The organism is Salinivibrio sp. AR640 (assembly GCF_001995405.1).
Lineage (GTDB): Bacteria > Pseudomonadota > Gammaproteobacteria > Enterobacterales > Vibrionaceae > Salinivibrio > Salinivibrio costicola.
Genome location: NZ_MUFD01000001.1, coordinates 120779 through 145122, shown reverse-complemented (window position 1 = coordinate 145122; position 24344 = coordinate 120779). Strand labels below are relative to the sequence as shown.

Here is a 24344-nt window from a genome sequence, read left to right as displayed (position 1 = left end):
GCGCGTGTTCGAGGGAGGCGTGGTAGTCAGTATCACCCACTTGACAGCTTTACACGGTCAATAAAAAAACGCGCCCAGCTGATGCTGGGCGCGTTCCGTTTAAGCCACGGTGAGACAAGCGAAAGTCGACCTGGGCTCACACCGATTTACGGGGGCCCGTTGTCGCGCGGCGAGTGGCCGGATCGTGGTGATAATAGTTTGATGCGCGGCACTGCGGACAGCGCTGCTCCGCGGCATCCTTGATTAAATCATCGAGTGGAATGTCACTCTCACAATCGGCACACAATCCGTAAATTTCCAAATCCATGGCACACAAAGCCGCATCGACTTTTTCCAGACGTTCACCGAGGCAACGAATTGCGCCAGGTAGGCCTTGGCTTTCTTTGATCAGCTCTGTGACAGTTAGGGTGTCGCAATGCTTGTCCCAGTCTTCACGCAAACGCGTGGTTAAGGTGGCGATCAGCTCGGCACGCTCACGAGTGAGCTTACGCCGCAGCTGCGCAAGAGTATTTGTATCCATGGTCAGTTCGCTTGATTGGCTAAATGACGTTTATCATGACCCAATGCACCAAGTTGTTACCCTGATGTAAATCAATAATCGGATTAAAACCTTACAAAACGTCCGTTTTTAGCGGGGCCAAGCTAGGCTATAGTAGATGCTCACTGATGTTATGTTGTTGTGAGCGTTGTAACTTATGAGTCACGAATTTAAAGAACCTTATAACCTAAAGTATTTTATCGGCTTTTTGTTGGTCTTACTGATCCCCACCTTACCCGCAAGCCTTACTTGGCTCGGGATTGTATTTGGCGGTTAATCACCGCCTTATTCCATACTGCCTCATTTTTCCTAAGCTCGTCCTGTACCCATCGCGGCTGGATCACTACACTAGGGTAAGAGGGTCACCCTGGTGACGCGCAGCAATAAGGGCAAATTGGCTATGCAGTCAAAAGCGGTGCAGTCAAACGCGCCACAGTCAAAAGAGCGACAAAGAACACCCGCGCCGCCAGCGCCATCCGTCGCTTGGCGTTGGGCGTGGAACGGTTTGGGTTGGTTTTGGGTCGCACTCGGTGCCGCCGGGGCGTTTTTGCCTGTGTTACCAACAACCCCGTTTTTGTTGCTCGCAAGCGGCTGTTTTATGCGCGGCTCTCCCCGTATCGCCAATTGGCTTCATGCCCATCCAACGTTCGGGCCAATATTGACTGACTGGTATCAACAACGCGCCATCAGCCGGCGGGTCAAAAAGCGGGCAACGGTGATGATCGTGGCCAGTTTCTCATTCTCAATGTACATGGTGCCAGCGCTCTGGTTAAAAGGCATGCTACTGCTTTGCCTGATTGTGCTCTTATGCTGGTTTCTCCGCCTGCCTGAGACGGAATCTGTTGCTGGTACGGCCGAAAATTCATAACATGGCGGTTTGCGTTTTTTACCGATGAGAATTGGCCATGAGCAACGACAACTTGGATGTGATTAAACAAAGCATTCAAACCATTCCTGATTACCCTAAGCCAGGCATCTTATTTCGTGATGTCACCAGCTTGATGGAAGACCCGACCGCCTACCAGGCCACCATTGATGCCCTGGTAGCAAAGTATCGGGATCAAGGCTTTACCAAGGTGATTGGCACCGAATCGCGCGGCTTTTTATTTGGCGCGCCCTTGGCCTTAGCGCTGGCATTGCCATTTGTGCCGGTGCGCAAGCCAGGCAAATTGCCACGGGCGGTGATCAGCGAAAATTACCAGCTAGAATACGGTGAAGATACGCTTGAGATCCACAGTGATGCCATTGATGACGGTGATAAAGTGCTGGTGATCGATGACTTGCTCGCCACCGGTGGCACCATTGAAGCCACGGTCAAATTAGTGCGTCGGTTGGGCGGCACCGTGGAACACGCTGGTTTTGTGATTAGCTTACCGGATATTGGCGGTGAGGAAAAACTGACGGCGCTTGGCGTTAGTGTGTACAGTTTGTGCGAGTTTGCCGGCCATTAATGGTGAACACGACGCTGGGCCTTGGGTCATTTATCAGCCACTAGGAAGCCAATTGACATGAGTTATCAAGTTCTTGCACGCAAATGGCGCCCCCATAACTTTGACGCGGTGGCGGGGCAGAGCCATGTGCTGACGGCGCTCGCCAATGCGCTCGATCATGACCGCCTGCACCATGCTTACCTGTTCAGTGGAACACGGGGGGTGGGTAAAACCACCATCGCACGTATTTTTGCCAAAGGGTTAAATTGCGAGCAGGGCGTGTCGTCCTCACCGTGTGGCCAATGCGCCACCTGCCGTGAAATTGATGAAGGGCGTTACGTTGATTTGTTGGAAATTGATGCGGCGTCACGCACCAAGGTAGAAGATACGCGCGAGCTGCTTGATAACGTCCAGTATAAACCCGCACGTGGACGGTATAAGGTGTACCTGATTGATGAGGTCCACATGCTGTCGCGGCATAGTTTTAATGCCTTGCTTAAAACGCTGGAAGAGCCACCCGAGTATGTGAAATTTTTGCTGGCGACCACGGATCCGCAAAAATTGCCGGTGACCATTTTGTCGCGCTGCTTGCAGTTTCATTTAAAACATTTTGACGCCAGTCAGATCCAAACCCAGCTCGATTACATTCTGGGCCAAGAGGGCATTGAAGCTGACGCGCGCGCGCTGATGCTACTGTCACGTGCGGCAGAAGGCAGTATGCGCGATGCGCTGAGCTTAACCGATCAAGCACTTGCGCTCGGTAACGGTCAGATTAGCACCCGCGCAGTAGCAGAAATGCTAGGGACCTTAAGCAGTGACAATGCGTTGTTGTTACTGGAAGCATTAGTGAATCAAGATGCGGTTGAGCTGATGAATGGGCTGGCGCAGATTGCACAAATTGGCGTCGAATGGGATGGGTTGCTTAAAGAGCTCGCAGGCCAGCTTCATCAAATTGCGTTGGCGCAAACACTGCCTCAAACCCGCGATGATGCAGAGGGTGATCACGCACGCATACAGGCTTTAGCGTCGCGCTTAACGCCGCAAGATGTGCAGCTATGTTACCAAATAGCGCTGCAGGGTCGACAAGATTTACCCTATGCCCCCGATGGACGTGCGGGACTAGAGATGGTATTGCTGCGGATGTTGGCGTTCCAGCCGGTTAAAACGGTCCCTTATGAGCCGGTGACTATTGCCGTGCCCGAACACGCCCCAACGTCGCAGCCAAGCGCCTCAAGTATGGCGTCAGACGCCCAGCCCAAAGCGGCGAGCGAAAACCCTGATCCGACACAAGCAATTAGCGCATTAAAAGCGCAAGTTGCCGCGTCGGAGCGCCGTGGGCCTGCCTCATCCGAATCATCTATCTCGGCGACACCCTCTGCGCCTGACACTAGGCCGGCCGATCCGCTCGCATCTGTGCCTGATCACGCTTCGTCAGCGGCTGATCACGATGACAGCACACCGATATCGCCTGCATCGGCTCCCGCGACAGACGCGACGCCAGCAACGAACGCATCAGAGGTGCCAGCCAGTGAGGCACCCGCGTCTGCGGCATCGAGTTTGATTCAAGCCCGCAACCAGCTGCGTAGCAGGATGAAGCGACAAACTAGTCAGACAGAGTCTGGCGCAAAAAAGGCGAGACAGACACCGGCCAAGAGTGATGCATTATCTGTGTTGGATCGCGTTGCGACCGCTGCAGAATCGACATCGCCTGTGTCTGACGCCAACTCAGTCGCGACCTCCACTGCAACGCCATCTGAGCCGGTGCCCGCACGGCAACGCGACACATCATTGGCGGCGACGGAGCCTTATCAATGGCGTCCTTCTCAGCCCCAAACCAAGGCGCCAGCCACCGCGTCGTCGTTGACGCCAAAGGCGCTCAAACAAGCGCTTGAGCATGAGAAAACGCCAGCAATGCGCGATAAGTTGGTGCAGGAGACCAACCAACAAGATCCTTGGTGTGCGTTGGCCGATAGCCTTGAGGTCGAGCGGTTGGTGAAACAAATGGCGCTCAATGCCGCTATGGTGCGTGAAGGCGACCAGGTTCGGCTGACATTAAGGCCTGATCAATCACATCTGAATACCGAAAAAGCGCAGCAACAATTAACGCAGGCCTTGACGACGGCCTTGGGCGCCCCCATAACCTTGGAGGTACAGCTCGGCACGTCGGGAATCACACCGTTAGAGCGGCGCGAGCAACGCTATCAACAAAAATTAGCGCAGGCGACACACAGCCTGCATAATGATCCGAATGTCACCTTTATGCTTCAACGTTTTGCGGCGGAGTTAGAAGAAGACAGCATTCGACCAATTTAAGACACCTAACCAAGAGAGAGAATTATGTTTGGTAAAGGCGGAATGGGCAACATGATGAAGCAGGCGCAGCAAATGCAAGAGCGCATGCAAAAAGTACAAGAAGAAATTGCCAGCATGGAAGTGACAGGCGAAGCGGGCGCAGGCATGGTGAAAGTGACCATGACAGGCAGCCATAGCATCCGTCGTGTCGACATCGATGATAGCTTGATGGAAGATGACAAAGACATGTTGGAAGACTTGATTGCAGCCGCATTCAACGATGCTGCACGTCGTGTTGAAGAGCAACAGAAAGAAAAAATGGCAGACGTGACAGGCGGTATGCAGTTACCACCGGGCATGAAAATGCCGTTTTAATCTATGCGCACCAGCCAGTTACTTGAACAGCTGATGGACTCGCTGCGTTGTTTACCTGGGGTGGGTCCCAAGTCGGCGCAGCGAATGGCGTATCATCTTTTGCAACGTAATCGCCAAGGGGGGCTTGCCCTGGCGCAGTCACTGAGCACGGCAATGACCGACATTGGCCACTGCAGCCAGTGCCGGACATTTACAGAGCAAGACGTGTGTGCCATTTGTGATAACCCGAAACGACAAGCAACCGGACTGATTTGTGTGGTTGAAAGCCCGGCCGATATTGCCGCCGTTGAAGCGACCGGCCAATATGCCGGGCGCTATTTTGTCTTAATGGGGCACTTGTCGCCATTAGATGGGATTGGGCCGGCAGATATCGGTTTAGACGTTTTGGAAAAGCGCTTGCAAAGTGAACCGATTGAAGAGCTTATTCTGGCGACCAATCCCACGGTAGAAGGGGAAGCCACGGCGCAGTACATCGCCGAGCTTTGCCAAGAACACCAAGTGGGCGCGAGCCGTATCGCCCATGGTGTTCCCATGGGTGGTGAGCTTGAATTGGTGGATGGCACTACGCTGTCGCACTCCATTATTGGTCGTCAACAGCTTAAATATCGCTAACGGCGTCAATATTGCTAACCGCTTATCAAGCCTAACCGCCCGGTTAGGCTTTCTTTTTCTCAACTGATGTTTATTTGACCAGTCACACCTTGAAAGCGACTGATGTGGCCCTTATATCCTGGGGTACTGAATATGAATTCTTCGTGACGTGGGTCGATTACCCACTCAGCCTTTAAACATCATAGTGTTAGGTAGATTGACATGAGCGTGAAAACCCCAGAAAAACACCAGTTTGGTTCAGATACCTCCAAATTGCTGCAGTTGATGATCCATTCTCTCTACTCAAACAAAGAGATCTTTCTTCGAGAGCTGGTCTCAAACGCGTCGGACGCCGCGGATAAGCTGCGCTTTAAAGCGCTATCAGCGCCTGAGCTGTATGAAAACGACGGTGATCTGCGTGTTCGTCTGTCTTTTGATAGCGAAGCCGGCACACTCACCGTGTCTGACAACGGCATCGGCATGAGCCGTGACGATGTTATTGCCAATCTCGGCACCATCGCCAAATCAGGCACCGAAGAGTTTTTAAAACAACTGAACGAAGACCAAAGCAAAGATTCCAACTTGATTGGCCAGTTCGGTGTCGGTTTTTACTCCGCCTTTATTGTCGCGGATAAAGTAACGGTACGTACCCGTGCTGCAGGGCTTGGGGCTGACGAAGCGGTGCAATGGGAATCGACCGGTGAAGGTGAATATACACTTGAGCCTGTTAGTAAAGCGGAACGTGGCACCGACATTACGCTGTACCTCAAAGACGATGAGAAAGAGTTCCTTAACGACTGGCGCCTGCGTGAAGTGATCGGTAAATATTCGGATCACATCGGTATTCCGGTTGAAATGTGGACACAAGAGAAAGACGAGGAAGGGAACGAGACTGGCGAAGGCAAATGGGAGCAAGTGAACAAAGCGCAAGCGCTATGGACCCGTGCCAAGTCCGATATCTCTGCTGAAGAATATAAAGAATTCTATAAGCATGTTTCGCATGATTTTGCAGAGCCGCTAACCTGGAGCCATAACCGGGTTGAAGGTAAAAATGATTACACCAGTTTGTTGTATATCCCCTCTAAGGCGCCGTGGGATCTTTACAACCGCGAGCACAAACATGGACTGAAACTCTATGTACAGCGCGTGTTCATCATGGATGATGCGTCACAATTTATGCCAAGCTACTTGCGCTTTGTACGTGGTTTGATTGATTCTAACGATTTGCCGCTCAACGTATCGCGCGAGATCTTACAAGATAACAAGATCACTCAATCGCTGCGGGGGGCGTGCACCAAGCGTGTTCTGTCGATGCTAGAAAAACTGGCCAAAAATGATGCCGACAAGTATCAAACATTTTGGCGTGAGTTTGGCTTGGTGATGAAAGAAGGCCCAGCGGAAGATTTCAGCAATAAAGAAAAAATTGCTGGCTTGCTGCGTTTTGCTTCAACCCACGAAGACAGCGCTGAGCAAACCGTGTCGTTGGCCGACTATGTGTCGCGCATGAAAGAAGAGCAAGACAAGATTTACTACATCACGGCAGATAGCTATAACGCCGCGAAACACAGCCCACACTTGGAGCAGTTTAAAGCCAAAGGCATTGAAGTGATCTTGATGTACGATCGCATCGATGAATGGCTGATGAGCTACCTGACCGAGTTCGATGGCAAATCGTTCCAAGCGATCACCAAAGCGGATCTCGACCTCAGCCAATTCGACGATGAAGAGGCAAAAGCAGAGCGCGAAGAAACCGAAAAAGCGTTTGAATCTGTGGTTGAGCGGGTGAAATCTCACCTAGGTGAGCGGGTGAAAGATGTGCGCACCACGTTTAAGCTTTCAGACACCCCAGCTGTGGTTGTGACTGATCAGTTTGAAATGGGCACACAAATGGCGAAGTTGCTAGAAGCCGCTGGCCAGCAAGCGCCTGATGTGAAATACATTTTTGAGCTAAACCCAGAGCATGATCTCATCAAGCGCATGGCGGATGAAAGCGACGAGCAAAAATTTGGTACTTGGGTAGAAATGTTGCTCGGCCAAGCGATGTTGGCAGAGAAGGGCAGCATGGATGATCCGTCAGAGTTCTTGGCGTCGGTCAATCAACTTCTGACCAAGGTATAATCGACACAGGTCGAGTCAATCAACATACTCAGTGACGAACGACAAGCCCGGCCGGATGCCGGGCTTGATAGCGTTTGGCTAAGCGTGTATGTTTCGGGTCTTTGCGGCGATAGACGCAGTTTAACGAAACCTAAATAATCATAAAGGGGATCACTATGCGCATCATTCTTTTGGGTGCACCGGGCGCGGGTAAAGGGACGCAAGCGCAGTTCATCATGGAAAAATACGGGATTCCGCAAATTTCTACCGGTGACATGTTGCGCGCCGCGATTAAAGCGGGCACTGAGCTTGGTTTAAAAGCCAAAGCAGTTATTGATGCGGGCGAATTGGTGTCTGACGACATTATTCTTGGCCTAGTTAAAGAGCGTATCTCGCAAGATGATTGTGCCAACGGCTTCTTGCTAGATGGGTTCCCACGTACGATTCCGCAAGCGGATGGCCTTAAAGAGATCGGTATCGCGATCGATTACGTACTCGAATTCGACGTTCCGGACGACGTTATCGTAGAGCGTATGAGTGGTCGCCGTGCTCATCTGGCCTCTGGTCGCACCTATCACCTGGTTTATAACCCACCGAAAGAGGAAGGGAAAGACGACGTGACGGGCGAGCCGCTGGTGGTGCGTGATGATGATAAAGAAGAGACAGTGCGTGCGCGTCTAAACGTGTATCACAATCAAACGGCACCACTGATTGCGTACTATAAAAAAGAAGCCGATGCTGGCAATACCCAGTTTGTCACTTTTGACGGCACCCAAGCGGTTGAGCAGGTTAGCACCGAGATTCAAAAAGTACTCGGCTAATCAGCGCCACGCCCGATGCGGTGTAACCCTATGACGTCATTGGTATGACGGATAGCAGAAACCGGAGCAGACGATTAGTCGCTCCGGTTTTTTTATGGCAAGCTGCATGTCACTCATTACTATTATTCGCTCTTTGACTGAGCCGATGCCAAGGACAACCATCATGACAGAAAATAAACACCAAGTTGGCGTGCTATTGGTCAACTTGGGGACGCCAGATGAACCGACGCCCGCCGCGGTAAAGCGCTTTCTCTCTGAGTTTTTGCATGATCACCGAGTGGTCGATTTAACTCGCTGGTTATGGTGCCCATTATTGCACGGCGTGATTTTGCCGGTACGGTCACCCAAGGTCGCCAAACTGTATCAAAGTGTATGGATGGAAGAAGGCTCACCGTTAATGGTGTATGCCAAACGTCAGCGTGATGCGTTAGCAAAACAAGTAGATATGCCAGTTGCGTTGGGAATGACGTATGGGACACCGTCAATCATCCAGGGCATTGAGACGCTGGAGCAACAAGGCTGTGAAAAGGTTCTAATCGTACCGCTTTACCCACAATACTCGGCCACCACCACGGCGGCGGTCTTTGATAAGGTAGCGAAATCACTCAAAGGGCGACCACGTATTCCCGAATTGCGCTATGTGCATCATTATCACGATCACCCTGCTTATCAATCCGCGTTGGCGGCGTCGGTGAAACGCCACTGGGAGCAGCATGGAAAAGGGGATCGCTTGTTATGTTCGTATCATGGGATCCCGCAGCGTTTTGCCGATAATGGCGACCCGTACCCGCAGCATTGCCAGCAGACCACCGCGTTGCTCCAAGCCGAATTAGGTTTGCCAGATGATGCCATTATGATGAGTTATCAATCACGGTTCGGCCGTGAAGAGTGGCTGAAGCCTTACACCGATAAAACCTTGGAAGGGTTGCCAGCCCAAGGGGTCAAAACGTTAGATATCATGACGCCCGCGTTTTCATCTGACTGCTTGGAAACCTTAGAAGAAATCGCCGGGGAGTGTCGTGATATCTTCTTAGAAGCCGGTGGCGAAGCCTTTCGTTTTATTCCATGCTTAAACGATGACAAGGCCCACATTGATTTACTTGCCGCGCTGGTGGCGGATCATACGCAAGGCTGGTAGGCGAGAAAATTCGTAGGCCAGACGCTACGCAGGCGCAAATTCTGTGATAGAATTCGCGCCTTCCTTCCATTAGCCAAGTTACACGAACCATGAAATTTCCAGGACAACGTAAGTCTAAACACTACTTTCCGGTTCATGCCCGGGATCCTTTGCTCAATCCTGCCACGGACCGCGGCTTTAAGCGCCCTCATGTCATCGGCATTGATCAAACCTTGGTCGATATAGAAGCGAAAGTAGGTGATGAGTTTCTGGAACGTTATGGTTTAAGCAAGGGCCACTCATTGGTGATTGATGATGAGCGTGCCGAAGCCTTGTATCAAGAGCTAAAAGATAACAACTTGGTGACGCATGAGTTTGCCGGCGGCACCATTGGTAATACCTTACACAATTATTCCGCATTGGCTGACGATCAGTCGATCTTGCTAGGGGTAATGAGCCAGGATATTCGTATTGGTAGTTATTCTTATCGGTATTTGTGTAACACCTCCAGCCGGATGGATCTGAACTACCTGCAACCGGTTCAAGGCCCGATTGGTCGTTGCTATGCGCTGATTGGCGATTGCGGTGAGCGCACGTTTGCCATCAACGAAGGCTTGATGAACCAACTCCATCCTGATTCGATTCCTGAGCATATCTTTGAAAACGCCTCGGCGTTGGTACTGACTGCGTACTTGGTCCGTTGTAAAGAAGGCGATCCGATGCCAGATGCGACCATGCGTGCGATCAAATATGCCAAAAAGCATAATGTGCCGGTAGTCATGACATTGGGCACCAAATATGTGATTGAACAAAATCCACAGTGGTGGCGCGATTTTCTCGCTGAACACGTCAGTGTGGTTGCCATGAACGAAGATGAAGGCGAGGCGTTGACCGGAGAAAGTGATCCGCTGTTGGCGGCTGATGCGACGCTACAATGGGTGGACATGGTGCTTTGCACCGCAGGCCCGATTGGCCTATACATGGCCGGCTACAGTGAAGACAAAGCTAAACGTGAAACGTCACTACCGCTGCTACCTGGTGCGATTCCTGAGTTCAATATGTATGAGTTCAGCCGTCCAATGATCAAAGCCGATTGCGAAAATCCAATAAAAGTATATTCGCATATTGCCCCTTATATGGGGGGACCGGAACGGATTAAAAATACCAATGGCGCGGGTGACGGTGCCCTCTCTGCGTTGCTGCATGATATGTCAGCCAACCGTTACCACCGTGACAATGTGCCTAACTCGCGTAAACACCAGTATCCATTTTTGACCTACTCGTCTTTCTCTCAGGTGTGTAAATACGCCAACCGTGTGAGCTATGAGGTATTGGCGCAGCACTCACCACGTCTTTCTCGCGGGTTGCCAGAACGTGAAGATAGCCTGGAAGAAGCCTACTGGGAACGCTAAGGCGAGAGGCTTTGAATGCGAATAAAAAAACCGCCAATTTGGCGGTTTTTTATTGCGAGGATAAGGGCGTTGTTATTGATACGCCTTTTCATGGACAGTGCGTACGGCGCGGCCAGAGGGATCGGCTTGGTTTTTGAAAGATTCATCCCACTCAATGGCTTTGGCACTTGAGCAAGCAATTGATGGGCCGCCTGGAACGCATTTCGCCGCATCGTCGAGCGGGAAAAGCTCTGCGAAGATTTCACGATACATATACGCTTCTTTGGTGGTCGGCGTGTTGTATGGAAAGCGAAATTCAGCGGTGGCTAACTGCTGGTCGCTGACCTTTTCGTCGGCAATGGTTTTTAAGGTATCAATCCAGCCATAGCCAACCCCATCGCTAAACTGCTCTTTTTGTCGCCATGCCACTGATTCAGGCAGTAAATCGCCAAAGCACTCACGAATGATGTGTTTTTCCATTTTACCGTTACCGCACATTTTATCGTCCGGTTTGATTTGCATCGCCACTTCCAAAAATGCTTTATCGAGGAAAGGTACACGGGCTTCCACCCCCCAGGCGGCCATCGATTTGTTGGCGCGGGCACAATCGAACATGTTTAGCGCGAGCAGTTTACGCACGGTTTCCTCGTGGAATTCTTGTGCGTTGGGCGCTTTGTGGAAATACAAATATCCGCCAAAGACTTCATCGGCGCCTTCACCGGAGAGCACCATTTTGATCCCCATCGCGCGAATTTTTCGTGACATCAAATACATAGGTGTAGAGGCGCGAATAGTCGTCACATCATAGGTTTCAATGTGATAAATCACATCGCGAATGGCGTCTAGCCCTTCTTGGATGCTGTAAGTGAATTCGTGATGAACAGTCCCTAGATGATCGGCAACCTCTTTGGCTGCTTTTAAGTCAGGCGCGCCCTCAAGGCCAATCGCAAATGAGTGCAAACGCGGCCACCAAGCCTGGCTTTGGTCATCATCTTCAACGCGGTTCGCCGCAAACTGTTTGGTGATCGCAGAGATCACGGAAGAATCGAGCCCGCCAGAGAGTAATACGCCATACGGCACATCGGTCATGAGCTGACGATGTACGGCACTTTCTAACGCCTCTTTGAGCGCGGCTTTATCGGTGCGGTTGTCTTTGACGGCATCATAGTCCATCCAATCGCGCTTATAGTAGCGGACAGGCTCGCCCTGTTTACTCCATAAAAAGTGACCAGGAGGGAATTCGCTGATGGTTTTACATACCGGTGTCAGTGCTTTCATTTCTGACGCTACATAATAGTTACCGTGCTCATCATGGCCGTGATACAGCGGAATAATGCCAATATGATCGCGGCCAATCAAGTAGGCATCTTGCTCTTCATCGTACAAAATAAAGGCAAAAATACCGTTTAAGTAATCCAGCAGCTCAGCGCCTTTTTCTTGGTATAACGCCAAAATAATTTCGCAATCTGATTCTGTTTGGAACGGATAATCCGCCGCGAATTCGGCACGAAGCTCTTTGTGATTGTAGATCTCACCGTTCACTGCCAACGCTTGGGTTTGTTGTGGGTTATAAAGTGGCTGTGCACCACTGTTAAGATCGACAATCGCAAGGCGCTCATGGACCAAAATAGCTTTATCTGATGAATAGATCCCCGACCAGTCAGGCCCTCGATGGCGCATGGTTTTTGACATTTTGAGCGCAACGTCACGCAATTGTTGCGGATCGGTTTTAATGTCGAGCGCTCCAAAGATTGAACACATAATTTTCCTCTCCATAGTGTTGATTGATGTGCTGTGGCAGCCATGTGCTGTGGCAGTCATATGGTGCCAACGTGGTGGCCACAATGTAGAGACACTGTGCCTCGGGGAGAGGAAATGCACAAGCAGGTAAAACAAATTCGTTATCTAAATCGTGCCAGTGATGAATATTATTTAAAAATAACGATAAATAGCGAATAAAAACTAAAAATAGCATAGATAACATACAAAAACGCACAAGAAGCGTCAGCGTCTTGTGCGTCATAAGGGAGAAAACAGCGATAAAATGGCGCTAGTCAGCCGATGACGAAAAGCGTTCTCGCACATGGCGAGCAAAGCCACTGCCTGCTTCTTGGTAGATATTAAAGGCTTCGTCCACACCCAGAGCCTTAAGTTGCTCCAACTCATCTTGGTACTTAGCAATCGCGGCCACTTTGCCCTTAAAGGGCGTTTGCCGGATTTGTTCCAGTGCCAGTGTATTGGCTTGGCTATTGGGCATCGCAAGTAAAATCAGTGATACGTTGCCATTTGAGACCGCTCGGGACCAAAAGTCGGGGTCGGTGGCATCACCCAAGATCACCTGCCGTCCTTCTTGCTGGTGGTGAGCGACGGATTCCTCTCGGGTATCAATCCCCACGATGGGCTGCTGGTGAGTGGTTGCCAATTCATCGTAAGCGCCCGTGCCGATACGCCCCATCCCCAATACCAATATGCTGGCGTCACCGAGATTAATGGGTTGTTCACTGGTGTGAAGTTTATCTGGAGCACGCTCGGGTAACCAGCGCGAGGCCCATGTATACAACGCGTTACTAAAGGTATTTAGCGGCGCAGAGAAGATAAAGCTGAGCGAGACCGCGATCGCAATAGAGACAAGAATCGGCCCAGGCATTAATCCGGTTTGGTACGCCAGTCCACCGACAATGAGACCAAATTCACTGAAGTTGAACAAGGTAAGGGTGGTAAACAGCGCGGTGCGCACACGATAGCGAAAACCACTAACGACCCAATAATACAAAATGCCTTTTATCGGCAGCAGTAACATTAAAATCAACGCAAAACTAAAGCTTTGCCAAGTAGGTTGCTCGGATAAGCCAATATTGAGGAAAAAGCAGATTAAGAATAACTCTTTAATATTAAATAGAGATTTAGCCATTTCTGATGCGCGGGGATGGCTGGCGAGTAACATTCCCAAGATGAGCGCGCCTAAATCAGGCTTGATCCCGACCGCGCCAAATAGCCCGGCGCCAGCAACCAGTGCAAGGAAAATAGCGTAGAGTACCAGCATTTCCCCATGGCCTGCCTTATCGAGTAGCTTGCCGAGTACGGGCTTGAGCAGAGGCAAAGCGAATAACAATAATGCGGTCAGATCAGGTGTTTTTCCTGAGATGGCTGTCAAAAAGATCACCGCGAAGATGTCTTGCATGATCAGCATGCCAATCGCCAAGGTACCATACGTCGCGTTGAGTTCGCCTTTATCTTGTAAGGCTTTAATCGCAAAAACGGTGCTAGAAAAAGATAACGCAAAACCGAGTAGCAGCATCTCTGACAGGCCCATGCTTGATAGCATGGGAAGACTCAAGGCTTTCAGGCCCATTAGCGCTAAGGTAAAAAAGCCGGTTGTCAGCACATTGTGCGCGGTAGCTCCAAACCAAATTTCTTTAGCAAACAGCGTTTTGACATCGAGCTTTAACCCAATTGTAAAAAGGAGAAGGGTGACCCCTAGTTCGGCCAGCTGGGTGATCACGGGGGTGGATTGATACCCCATTGCATGGAGAGCAAAACCGGCAAGCAGAAAGCCAACTAAGGGGGGAAGGTGGCAGCGCATTAATATGTAGCCACTAACAAAAGCGGTTGAGATAAAAACCAGTTCCATATTTTATACTTATTCCAGAGTTGAATGAGACAACGTCTTGTCTGTCACGTGGCTATAATGTACACGTTTTGTGGTCAATCTGTGAATGTAAAATAGTCACTAACTTGGCCGATGAGGGATAGATGTGAAAAGGGGAGAAAAACGGGCTTACAGAGGAGCAAGCCCGATAGCATTATTCTTCGAGTAACTGTTGAAGGAGTTCACCGTTTAGCATCGCACGCTTGACTAAAGCAAACGCCGCCATGGTTGGCTGAGTTTGTAAATCCGCGCTAACGATTGCCAGTTTTTGGTGGAAGCTTGGCAGTGACTGGTTTTCTACACAGCGCTCAATGGCGGGGAATACCACACTTTTGGCGGCGGTGATCTTACCCGCAATGACGACCAGCTGTGGGTTAAACAGGTTGACCGTCATCGCGATCGCTTTACCCAAATGATTACCGACTTTGACTAAGACTTGACGGGCCAGTTCATCGCCTTGCTCGGCGGCTTGGCAAATGGCCTCGATGGTTAACGTTTGATCGTGCGTTAGGCTGCTGGGATGACCTTGAGCCAATAATTGCTGCGCATGCTCAATGATGGCCTCGTTTGATGCGACGGTTTCCAGGCAGCCAAAGTTACCACATTGGCATTTTTTACCGAGAGGGTCGATTTGAACATGGCCGAGTTCACCCACATTCCGGTTGTGACCGAGAAAGATCTGGCCATTGACGATAATCCCTGCCCCGGTTCCGTGATGCACACTGACCAGCATTGAATCGTAGTAGTCTTGACTGGCGCCAAAGTAGTGCTCAGCGAGTGCTTGTCCTCGAATATCGTTGCCAACAAAGGCTTGCACGCCAAACTCATCGCGCAGTGTATCGGCGAGCGCGAGTTGCTGAATATTAATATTGGGCATGTACTCGACCACACCAGAATCTGGGTCGACCAAACCTGGCATCACAACCGAAATGGCAATGAGCTCTCGAATGGCATGTTGGTGAGTATCAATAAATTGGCTCACGATATCGATTAAGCCTTTGACCAACTGGTCTTGATCTTGGTAATGAAAGGTTTCACCGTGCTCAGCCAGTGAGGCGCCGCTTAAGTCATACAAAGATAGCTCAATAAAATGACGCCCCAATCGCACGGCAAGCGTATGAAAAGGGGCGCACTCGGTGGTCAGTGAAATGGCGCGACGTCCACCGGTTGAGGCCTGTTGTGCCACTTCTTTGATCAGGCCTCTTTCCAAGAGTTGGCGGGTTATTTTTGTCACACTTGCAGGAGCCAGTCGACTCACATCAGCAATTTGTATGCGTGAAATAGGCCCTTGTTGATCAATGAGTCGATAAACGGCTGCGCCGTTCAGTTGCTTTACGAGATCGACATTCCCAATTTTTCCGCCAGTCATAGGTGTCCTAGCTGTGTAAATAGTGCCCGTTTACGATCGTTGCTTGAATGTTGATTGAACGGTCAAAAATGGCAAGATTCGCGACTTTTCCGGGACGAATACTGCCATAATGCTGATCAATGCCCATTGCGCGAGCAGGATAGAGCGTCGCCATCCGCAAGGCTTCATCCAAGGCGATCCCTACATGCTCAACACTGTTATGCACCGCTCGGTCCATCGTCAATGCTGAGCCGCCAAGTGTACCATTTTCATCAACACACTTACCGTCGCGGTAATATACTTTCTTACCTACAAAAATAAAGTGATCCATGTCGGCTCCTGCTGGTGCGACTGCATCGGTAACCAACACTAATTTATCCCTTTTTACTTGGTGCGCGAGTCGAATATTGGCATATGACACATGAAAGCCATCAGCAATCACGCCGGTATAAACATCGGGAGTATCATAAATCGCACCGACCATCCCAGGCTCGCGCCCTGTGATCGATGTCATGGCATTAAACAGGTGCGTAGCAAAGCCGATACCATTGGCGAAGCCCTCTCTCGCTTCAGCGTAGGTCGCATTGGTATGTCCTGCCGAGACAATAATCCCTGCCTTTGTCAGCGCCTGGATATGGGCGCGGGGGGTGAGCTCGGGCGCGACAGTAACTTTTGTAATGACGTCTGCGTTATCGCATAAGTAGGCAATCATGTCATCGCTACTTGGGCGAATATAATCAGCGCTATGAATTCCTTTTTTTTGAGTATTTAAATAAGGTCCTTCTAAATGCAACCCAACTGCTTGATGCGGGTGCTTGGCTTTATGGTCCCGCATTGCCGCGACAGCGGCTTTCATATCGGCATCAGAGCTGGTGATCAGGGTAGGCAGGAAATTAGTGCAACCTGATTTAAGATTCGCTTGGTGCATGGTGTCGATGGTTTCGGACGTAATGTCATCATTAAACATCACGCCGCCACAGCCATTCAGCTGCAGATCAATAAAACCAGGGCTAACCATCGCACCTTCTAGACTGCGTGTTTCAATGTCAGTGGAAAGCGCATGTTGTGGGCACACGTCTGCAATCAGGCCTTCCCGAATGACGATGGCATGATTATCAAGTACCTCATGGCCAGTAAAAATCCGGCAGTGGGTTAGGGCATACATGCTTAAATTCCTTATAAATGATGGATATTTTGGGCTTCAAGCTCTTGAAAGTACTTGACCGTTTTGACTTTTAGCTCTGCGGTTGAGGGCGAATCGCACACAATCATGGCCTTGGGATGAAGCTGCAGTGCCGAGACGGTCCAAAGATGATTGACTGACCCTTCCACCGCCGCTTCGAGCGCTTGCGCTTTATTGGCACCAGTAACCAGAATCATGACTTCTTCGGCATCGAGTAGCGTACCAACACCAATGGTGAGCGCGTGTTTTGGCACTTGATTGATATCATTATCAAAGAAGCGAGAGTTTGCCACACGCGTGTCTTCGGTCAAGGTTTTGATCCGAGTTCGCGATGCTAACGAAGAGGCCGGTTCATTAAATGCAATGTGGCCATCGTTACCCACTCCGCCCATAAAGAGATGAATTTTGCCGTAGGCTTTGATTTTTTCTTCATAGCGTTGGCATTCCGCCTCGATATCGGTCGCATTTCCATCAAGCAGGTTGATGTTTTTTTCCTGAATATCTATGTGGTTAAAGAAGTTTTCATACATAAAGGTACGATAGGCCTGCGGATGATTGGCCGGGATACCACAGTACTCGTCCATATTGAATGTCACCACATGTTCAAAGCTAATTTCGCCTTTTTTATGAAGTTTAATCAATTGGTTGTAGGTATTCAGTGGGGTACCACCGGTCGGCAAACCTAACACAAAAGGGTGGTCTGCGGTCGGGGCAAACTGGTTAATGGTATCGACGATGTAACGCGCCGACCAAAGACCAACTTGCTGGCTGGTTTGTAAAGGAATGAGTCGCATGAGTCACCTCGGTAATCGGTTCCGGAATCTAGGCTCTAGCATAACGGATACGTGCATTTATTTTCATCATAAAATAAGTTTTATGATCAGGCTAACAATTTTCTTCTGTTTTGGGGTTATTCGGTGATGATTCTCACAAATAGCACGGGTTTAATTTGCGAAGCGAATTTATTGCCATAAACTGCAAGTGAGTAACATTGCTTTACAAAAGAAGTGATTTAATAAAAAGTCCTTGAGTGAATGCTCAAGTGGTGGTTCCAGCAAAGGCGCATAGACGCACAATTGCTGAACACAGAAAATACACAGGGGGAACGACGGTGAATATTCTTGGTTATGCACAACGTATAGGTCGTGCGCTGATGGTGCCGGTAGCGGTACTACCTGCAGCTGCGATCTTAATGGGGGTCGGCTATTGGCTGGATCCAACCGGTTGGGGCGCAAATAACGCCCTTGCTGCTTTTATGATTAAGTCAGGCGCGGCGATCATTGATAACATGTCCGTCTTATTTGCCATTGGTGTGGCATATGGGATGTCAAAAGATAAAGACGGTGCGGCGGCACTAGCGGGCTTTGTTGGCTTTATGGTGATCACCACGTTATGTGCCCCAGGCGCGGTTAGCCAAATTGGTTTAATCGATATTTCTCTGGGTAACAATGAGTTAGCGTTTAGCAAAATCAATAACCAGTTTATCGGTATCTTGATTGGTGTGGTATCGGCTGAGCTTTATAATCGCTATAGCGGCGTTGAGCTGCCAAAAGCGTTGGCCTTCTTTAGTGGTAAACGCTTGGTACCTATCCTGGTATCTGTGGTGGCTATCGCCATTTCGTTTGTACTGATGTTTGTCTGGCCTGTGGTGTTTGGTGGCCTGGTTCACTTCGGTGAAAGCATTACCAACTTAGGCGCCGCCGGTGCTGGTATTTACGGCTTCTTTAACCGCCTACTTATTCCAGTCGGGCTGCATCATGCGCTGAATGCGGTATTCTGGTTCGATACCGTCGGGATTAATGACTTGGGTCGTTTCTGGCTCGGTGCGCAAGGCCTAGAATCTGGTGAGGCGATTAAAGGCACTACAGGCATGTATATGGCCGGTTTCTTCCCCGTGATGATGTTTGGCCTACCGGGTGCAGCGTTGGCTATGTATCACACCGCTCGCCCAGAGAATAAAGCACGTGTGGCATCGATCATGATTGCTGCAGGTTTTGCGTCTTTCTTTACCGGGGTGACTGAACCGCTTGAGTTTGCCTTCCTGTTCGTCGCGCCAGTGCTATTTGTCTTGCATGCGTTCTTGACCGGTATTTCGTTGTTCATTGCTGCAACGTTCAACTGGACGGCAGGTTTTGGTTTCTCGGCAGGCCTTGTTGACTTGGTGTTGTCTTCGAAAAATCCTGTCGCCAACGAGTGGTATATGCTTCCTGTCATGGGGCTGGTGTTCTTTGTGCTCTACTATGCCACCTTCCGAGCGGCTATCATGGCAATGAACTTGAAAACGCCAGGTCGAGAAGATGACGCGGTTGAAAGTGCGCCTGCCAACAACAATGGCAAGAGTGATAACCGTGAACTTGCGCGTCAATACTTGAAAGCATTAGGCGGCCATCAAAACCTGACTTCGATTGATGCCTGTATTACGCGTTTGCGTCTGTCAGTTGCTGACCGTGATATTGTTGATGAAGCGAAGCTGAAAGCGATTGGTGCGATGGGCGTGGTCAAACTCGGCGAAAATAACTTGCAGGTTATCCTCGGTCCATTGGCAGAGATTATTGCCGGGGAGCTCAAGCAGATCCCTGAAGATGAAGATCTCTCCAAGGTGTCGTTGCCTTAAACTTAGTTTGAATGATAAATAATGACGATGAAAACGCTCAGCGGGTTGCTGGGCGTTTTTTTTATCCACGGAGCATGTTGGTTTCGTCTAAAAAAGTAACAATTAAGAGAGCGTAGCAAAGACAATCACAACAACGGGTTGAGTCAGAGGGCGGAATAGGCGATCATAACGTCTATGTAGCTTTAAAATTCGCATTTTTGATACGAGGTAACCTTGATGAGTGATGCTGAAGCTCGTCCCACTAATTTTATTCGCCAAATCATTGATAAAGATTTGGCGGAAGGGAAACACACAGCGATCGTGACACGTTTCCCACCGGAGCCGAATGGGTATTTGCACATTGGCCATGCTAAATCAATTTGTTTGAATTTTGGGATTGCGCAAGACTATCAGGGTGAATGTAACCTGCGTTTTGACGATACCAACCCAGAGAAAGAAAACGTTGAGTATGTCGCGTCAATCAAGCGTGATGTGCAGTGGCTAGGCTTTGATTGGGCGGGAGAGGTGCGTTACTCCTCAAACTACTTTGATAAGCTTTATGGTTATGCCATCGAGTTGATTAAAAAAGGATTGGCGTATGTTGAAGAGCTCACACCCGATGAGATCCGCGAGTATCGCGGTACCCTGACGGCGCCGGGCAAACATAGCCCTTACCGTGAGCGTACTGTTGAAGAAAACCTCGCACTGTTTGAAAAAATGCGCGCGGGGGAGTTCGAAGAAGGAAAAGCCTGTCTACGAGCCAAAATAGACATGGCATCGCCGTTTATGGTGATGCGTGATCCTGTGCTTTATCGCGTTCGTTTTGTCCATCATCACCAAACTGGGGATAAGTGGTGCATTTACCCAATGTATGACTTCACCCACTGTATTTCTGATGCGCTTGAGGGCATTACTCACTCACTTTGTACGTTAGAGTTTCAAGACAACCGTCGATTGTATGATTGGGTACTGGAAAACATCACCATTGATTGTACGCCTCATCAGTATGAATTTAGCCGTCTGAATCTCGAATACACGGTGATGTCGAAACGTAAACTCAATCAATTGGTAGAAGAACAACTCGTTAATGGTTGGGATGACCCGCGTATGCTGACTATCTCTGGCTTACGTCGTCGCGGCTATACACCGGCGTCGATTCGTGAGTTTTGTCAGCGTATTGGTGTCACTAAGCAAGACAACACCATTGAAATGAGCTCTTTGGAGTCTTGTGTCCGTGACGACTTGAACGACAACGCACCGCGCGCAATGGCTGTTCTTGATCCCATTAAACTGGTGATTGAAAACAAAACAGACGGTGTTGAGTGGCTTGACGCGCCGAATCATCCGAACCAACCCGAAATGGGAACCCGCCAGGTACCCTTCTCGAGTGAAATCTGGATTGAGCGCGAAGACTTCCGCGAATCAGCAAACAAAAAATATAAGCGTCTGGTGTTAGACAAAGAAGTGCGTTTGCGTAATGCCTATGTGGTGAAAGCAGAACGCTGTGACAAGGACGAAGACGGCAATATTACCACGGTGTATTGTCGCTACGATCCCGATACGTTAGGGAAAGACCCAGCCGATGGTCGTAAAGTCAAAGGCGTTATTCATTGGGTATCTGCCGATAAGGCGTTACCTGCTGAGTTCCGTTTGTATGATCGCCTCTTTACGGTACCTAACCCAGCAAGTGCAGATAACTTTGCCGAGACGATTAATCCAGAATCACTGCAAGTACAGCAAGGCTATGTCGAGCCAAGTATGCAGAATGCGCCGGCTGAAAAAGGTTATCAGTTCGAGCGGACGGGCTATTTCTGTGTCGATAACAAAGATAGCCAACCCGATGCACTTGTTTTTAACCGAACAGTGAGCCTAAGGGATACTTGGGCGAAAATAGAAGGGAAGTAATAAAAAGCCGGCGTGTTTATCACGCCGGCTTTTTTGTTGTTATGTCACACCGCTAGTCGGTGAGCATCGATTAATCTGCGTTGTGAATGGAAGGATCGGCTTTGCAGTCGCCCTCCTGACAATGGCCATACAGATACAGGCTATGGTTGGTTAATTTCACATTAAAACGGGCGGCAATCTCTTTCTGACGCTCTTCAATTAAGTCGTCAGAAAACTCAATGACTTTACCGCAATCAAGACAAACTAAGTGATCGTGATGATGCTGTGTCGCGAGTTCAAAGACCGATTTACCGCCTTCAAAATGGTGACGCGTTACAATGCCCGCATCATCAAATTGGTTTAATACGCGGTAGACCGTCGCTAGGCCAATTTCTTCGCCTAGATCAATTAACTTCTTATACAGGTCTTCGGCACTGATGTGCTGGCAATCTGGCTGTTGCAGCACTTCTAGGATCTTGAGTCGTGGGAGCGTGACTTTCAGCCCAGCTTGCTTCAACGCCTGGTTATTGTCTGACATGTGTATCTACCTGTTTTCTGTCTCTGTGAAGACAGTTGGATTAGCAAGGAAATATTCTATAAGACTATCAAAATTGCACTGCTCTCGCTACATCAGCCAGGCTTTCTGCGTACGAAAATTGTTCATCTGTGGTTGCATCAATGTTTACAAGATGTGAATATTGCCTGGTTGGACCAGGTAAGGAAGTCAATAGACCATGAATCGTTTCTATAAGCCACGAGTGGTGAAGTGGGCACTTAATAGCTGGCCACCGTTTTGGGGAGCCGGTATTCGCATTGAAAACATCAGCCCTGACTTTAAACGTGTCAATATGCGATTGAAGTTACGTTGGTGGAACAAAAATGCCAATCGTACTCAATATGGCGGCAGTATCTTCTCCTTAACTGATCCTGTTTACGCATTGATGTTAATGGGTATTTTAGGACCACAGTACCATGTGTGGGACAAGCAAGCTGATATCAATTTTATCAAGCCTGGGACTACCGATTTATATGCAGATTTTGTGATCAGCGAAGCGGTATTAACTGATATTCAGCACAAGGCAGGGCGGGGTGACAAGGTGTTACCCGAATTTGTGGTACATGTGAAAGATGCACATGGCGAGGTGGTTGCAGAAGTCAAGCGCACGCTGTATGTGAGAAAGAAACGGCAATACCGTGATATCTCGCCCAAAGAAGCTGCGTAATAAAAAACGCCAAGGCTAAGCTCGCCTTGGCGTTTTTACGTCTCTCGAATCAGTGTGTTTTAGTCTTCGAGTTCGGCTAAACACATTTCTTCGTGAATTTGCTTAACCCATTTGCTCACACGTTCGTCGGTCAACTCTGGTTGGCGATCTTCATCAACGCATAAGCCGACAAAGTGGCTATCATCCACAAGGGCTTGCGAGGCTTCAAACTCGTATCCTTCCGTTGGCCAGTGACCAATGATGGTCGCGCCCTTGGCTTCAATAATATCACGCACTGTGCCCATTGCATCACAGAAGTACTCTGCGTAATCTTCTTGGTCACCACAGCCGAAAATGGCAACGAGTTTGGTGGAAAAGTCGATTTGCTCTAGCTCGGGAAAGAAATCATCCCAATCACACTGCGCTTCACCATAATACCAAGTTGGGATCCCGATCAGCAGCAGATCGAAGTTATCAATATCTTCTTTGCTGCTTTTCGCGATGTCTTGCACGTGGACCATTTGCTTGCCCAGCTGCTTTTGAATGCTTTTCGCAATTGCTTCAGTGTTGCCTGTGTCACTACCAAAGAAGAGACCTACACTCGCCATATAAAAATACCCGTTTTTGTCAGTGGGTTGCTGTTTGCAACTAACTCGAATTTAAGAAAAAGCCGTGCTTTTTCACACCCATATGCATAGGCGATTATTCTCCGTTGGGTTAGCCGATACCGACGCCTTCCCAAACCAATTGAATAACCCCTTTTACGATAAAGCCGACACAGCCTAGCGTGAGCACAAACCAGACGATCCGTCGACCGAATACTGGTACGTTGCCCTCACGTAACACGTCTTTAATTGCCATGCCGATAAAAAAGAAAATCGCGGCGAAGACGAGATCTAGACCAATTTTTTCGAGCAATTGAAAGTGCTCGTAAAGCATGCGTGCCTCCATTGAGCACCGACTTCTGCGGCGCAATATACCACAAGGGTTGCTTAACTGTTAACGCTCGCCCGGCATTAAAAAGCGTTCGATGACACTTGCGACCACGGCTGGCTTTTCTGCATGTAGCCAATGCCCTGTGCCTGCCACCATGTGCGCTTTTGAATGGGGGAACTGCGCGACAATGGTATCGCGATGCTCAGACTGGATGTATTCAGAGTTCTGTCCTTTAACAAATAATGTTGGGCCTGAATACGGTCCAAAGGCTGTCCACCCCATGATGTCACGATAACCGTGATAAAGATTATCAATATTAAAGCGCCAGTCGTAGTGACCGTGATCGGTTTTATAGAGTGATTTCAATAAAAATTGGGTCACACCTGGGTTTTCGATCGATCGATTCATGATCGATTGCGCTTGCTGGCGATTTTCTAAGGTAACTGTTTGGGTCTCGCGTAGTGCGTTAAAGACATTGTCATGTCGGCTAACTTGATAGTCGACGGGGGCAATGTCCATCACAACCAGCTGCGAGACGCGCTCGGGAAAACGCTGGGCGATGGCCATGGCGACTTTGCCGCCCATCGAATGGCCCACCAGCGTGACCGTCTCAAGACGTTGCGCGTTCATCCAAGCAACCACAGCATCTGACTGGCTTTGATAATCCATACTCTTAGTATGATAGGACTGTCCATGGTTGGGGAGATCAATCTGATAGACACAAAAATGCTGAGCAAGGCTTTTAGCTAGCCCACCTAAATTATCCAGATCCCCAAATAAACCGTGGATTAATACGAGTGGTGACCCCTCACCACGAGATTTTCCATTTAACAACACGTTGCTTTTCTCTCAGATTACTGGCTTTAACGTAGAGTATACCTATCTATCTCTGTATAA

At 49.4% G+C, this 24344-nt stretch carries 22 protein-coding genes; 12 read left to right on the top strand and 10 right to left on the bottom strand.

The annotated features are described in order from the left end of the window. Positions 1-136 precede the first annotated feature (136 nt). A complete protein-coding gene (locus BZG75_RS00635; protein WP_021022488.1) occupies positions 137-520 on the bottom strand; it encodes a conjugal transfer protein TraR in 384 nt (127 codons plus the stop codon). 418 nt (positions 521-938) lie between these two features. Between BZG75_RS00635 and BZG75_RS00630 the strand changes: the two genes are divergently transcribed. The 9 genes from BZG75_RS00630 (at position 939) to BZG75_RS00590 (ending at position 10673) form a co-directional block, all read left to right on the top strand. Further along, complete coding sequence (locus tag BZG75_RS00630) at positions 939-1406, top strand: YbaN family protein (RefSeq protein WP_077460150.1); 468 nt, start codon at positions 939-941, stop codon at positions 1404-1406. Positions 1407-1443: 37 nt separating this feature from the next. Beyond that, positions 1444-1989 (top strand): adenine phosphoribosyltransferase, encoded by a 546-nt coding sequence (gene apt / locus BZG75_RS00625; RefSeq protein WP_021022485.1) that lies wholly within the window; start codon positions 1444-1446, stop codon positions 1987-1989. A gap of 57 nt (positions 1990-2046) precedes the next feature. Further along, positions 2047-4281 (top strand): DNA polymerase III subunit gamma/tau, encoded by a 2235-nt coding sequence (gene dnaX / locus BZG75_RS00620; protein WP_077575878.1) that lies wholly within the window; start codon positions 2047-2049, stop codon positions 4279-4281. Positions 4282-4305: 24 nt separating this feature from the next. Continuing rightward, positions 4306-4635: a YbaB/EbfC family nucleoid-associated protein gene (locus BZG75_RS00615; protein ID WP_021022483.1), complete on the top strand. Its 330-nt coding sequence runs from the start codon at positions 4306-4308 to the stop codon at positions 4633-4635. Positions 4636-4638: 3 nt separating this feature from the next. Next, on the top strand, positions 4639-5247 hold the full coding sequence (gene recR / locus BZG75_RS00610; RefSeq protein ID WP_021022482.1) for a recombination mediator RecR: 609 nt from the start codon (positions 4639-4641) through the stop codon (positions 5245-5247). A 201-nt stretch (positions 5248-5448) separates the two neighbouring features. Further along, positions 5449-7344, top strand: coding sequence for a molecular chaperone HtpG (gene htpG, locus BZG75_RS00605; RefSeq protein ID WP_077575877.1), 1896 nt, complete (start codon positions 5449-5451; stop codon positions 7342-7344). A gap of 155 nt (positions 7345-7499) precedes the next feature. Next, on the top strand, positions 7500-8144 hold the full coding sequence (gene adk, locus BZG75_RS00600) for an adenylate kinase (protein WP_021022480.1): 645 nt from the start codon (positions 7500-7502) through the stop codon (positions 8142-8144). Between the two features lie 163 nt (positions 8145-8307). Next, on the top strand, positions 8308-9282 hold the full coding sequence (gene hemH / locus BZG75_RS00595; RefSeq protein WP_021022479.1) for a ferrochelatase: 975 nt from the start codon (positions 8308-8310) through the stop codon (positions 9280-9282). Between the two features lie 89 nt (positions 9283-9371). Continuing rightward, positions 9372-10673 (top strand): inosine/guanosine kinase, encoded by a 1302-nt coding sequence (locus BZG75_RS00590; protein ID WP_077460153.1) that lies wholly within the window; start codon positions 9372-9374, stop codon positions 10671-10673. Between the two features lie 72 nt (positions 10674-10745). On the opposite strand, the gene asnB is transcribed toward BZG75_RS00590, so the two are convergent. From asnB to nagB, 5 genes are all read right to left on the bottom strand, one after another. Next, positions 10746-12413: an asparagine synthase B gene (asnB, locus tag BZG75_RS00585; protein WP_077575876.1), complete on the bottom strand. Its 1668-nt coding sequence runs from the start codon at positions 12411-12413 to the stop codon at positions 10746-10748. 289 nt (positions 12414-12702) lie between these two features. Continuing rightward, positions 12703-14283 (bottom strand): cation:proton antiporter family protein, encoded by a 1581-nt coding sequence (locus tag BZG75_RS00580; protein ID WP_077575875.1) that lies wholly within the window; start codon positions 14281-14283, stop codon positions 12703-12705. Between the two features lie 172 nt (positions 14284-14455). After that, positions 14456-15670, bottom strand: coding sequence for a DNA-binding transcriptional regulator NagC (gene nagC, locus BZG75_RS00575; RefSeq protein WP_077575874.1), 1215 nt, complete (start codon positions 15668-15670; stop codon positions 14456-14458). A gap of 7 nt (positions 15671-15677) precedes the next feature. Beyond that, entirely contained in the window at positions 15678-16814 is a 1137-nt protein-coding gene (gene nagA / locus BZG75_RS00570) for an N-acetylglucosamine-6-phosphate deacetylase (protein ID WP_077575873.1), read from the bottom strand. An 11-nt stretch (positions 16815-16825) separates the two neighbouring features. Beyond that, positions 16826-17626 (bottom strand): glucosamine-6-phosphate deaminase, encoded by an 801-nt coding sequence (gene nagB, locus BZG75_RS00565; protein WP_077460159.1) that lies wholly within the window; start codon positions 17624-17626, stop codon positions 16826-16828. 317 nt (positions 17627-17943) lie between these two features. On the opposite strand from nagB, the gene nagE reads away from it, so the two are divergent. Beyond that, positions 17944-19446 carry an N-acetylglucosamine-specific PTS transporter subunit IIBC gene (gene nagE, locus BZG75_RS00560; protein ID WP_077460160.1) on the top strand — a complete coding sequence of 501 codons (1503 nt, stop codon included), beginning with the start codon at positions 17944-17946 and terminating at the stop codon, positions 19444-19446. Between the two features lie 216 nt (positions 19447-19662). Next, entirely contained in the window at positions 19663-21330 is a 1668-nt protein-coding gene (glnS, locus tag BZG75_RS00555; RefSeq protein ID WP_077460161.1) for a glutamine--tRNA ligase, read from the top strand. A 70-nt stretch (positions 21331-21400) separates the two neighbouring features. Here the strand turns inward: glnS and fcrX are convergent, their stop codons facing one another. Continuing rightward, positions 21401-21847 (bottom strand): ferric iron uptake transcriptional regulator FcrX, encoded by a 447-nt coding sequence (gene fcrX / locus BZG75_RS00550; protein WP_021022470.1) that lies wholly within the window; start codon positions 21845-21847, stop codon positions 21401-21403. Between the two features lie 196 nt (positions 21848-22043). Here fcrX and BZG75_RS00545 point away from each other — a divergent pair, with 196 nt between their 5' ends. After that, positions 22044-22532, top strand: a complete 489-nt coding sequence (locus BZG75_RS00545) for a DUF4442 domain-containing protein (protein ID WP_077460162.1) — start codon at positions 22044-22046, stop codon at positions 22530-22532. Between the two features lie 59 nt (positions 22533-22591). On the opposite strand, the gene fldA is transcribed toward BZG75_RS00545, so the two are convergent. From fldA to BZG75_RS00530, 3 genes are all read right to left on the bottom strand, one after another. Continuing rightward, positions 22592-23119, bottom strand: coding sequence for a flavodoxin FldA (gene fldA / locus BZG75_RS00540; RefSeq protein ID WP_077460163.1), 528 nt, complete (start codon positions 23117-23119; stop codon positions 22592-22594). 109 nt (positions 23120-23228) lie between these two features. Beyond that, positions 23229-23450, bottom strand: coding sequence for a DUF2788 domain-containing protein (locus tag BZG75_RS00535; protein WP_021022467.1), 222 nt, complete (start codon positions 23448-23450; stop codon positions 23229-23231). Between the two features lie 60 nt (positions 23451-23510). Then, entirely contained in the window at positions 23511-24284 is a 774-nt protein-coding gene (locus BZG75_RS00530) for an alpha/beta fold hydrolase (RefSeq protein ID WP_021022466.1), read from the bottom strand. Between the last annotated feature and the right edge of the window lie 60 nt (positions 24285-24344).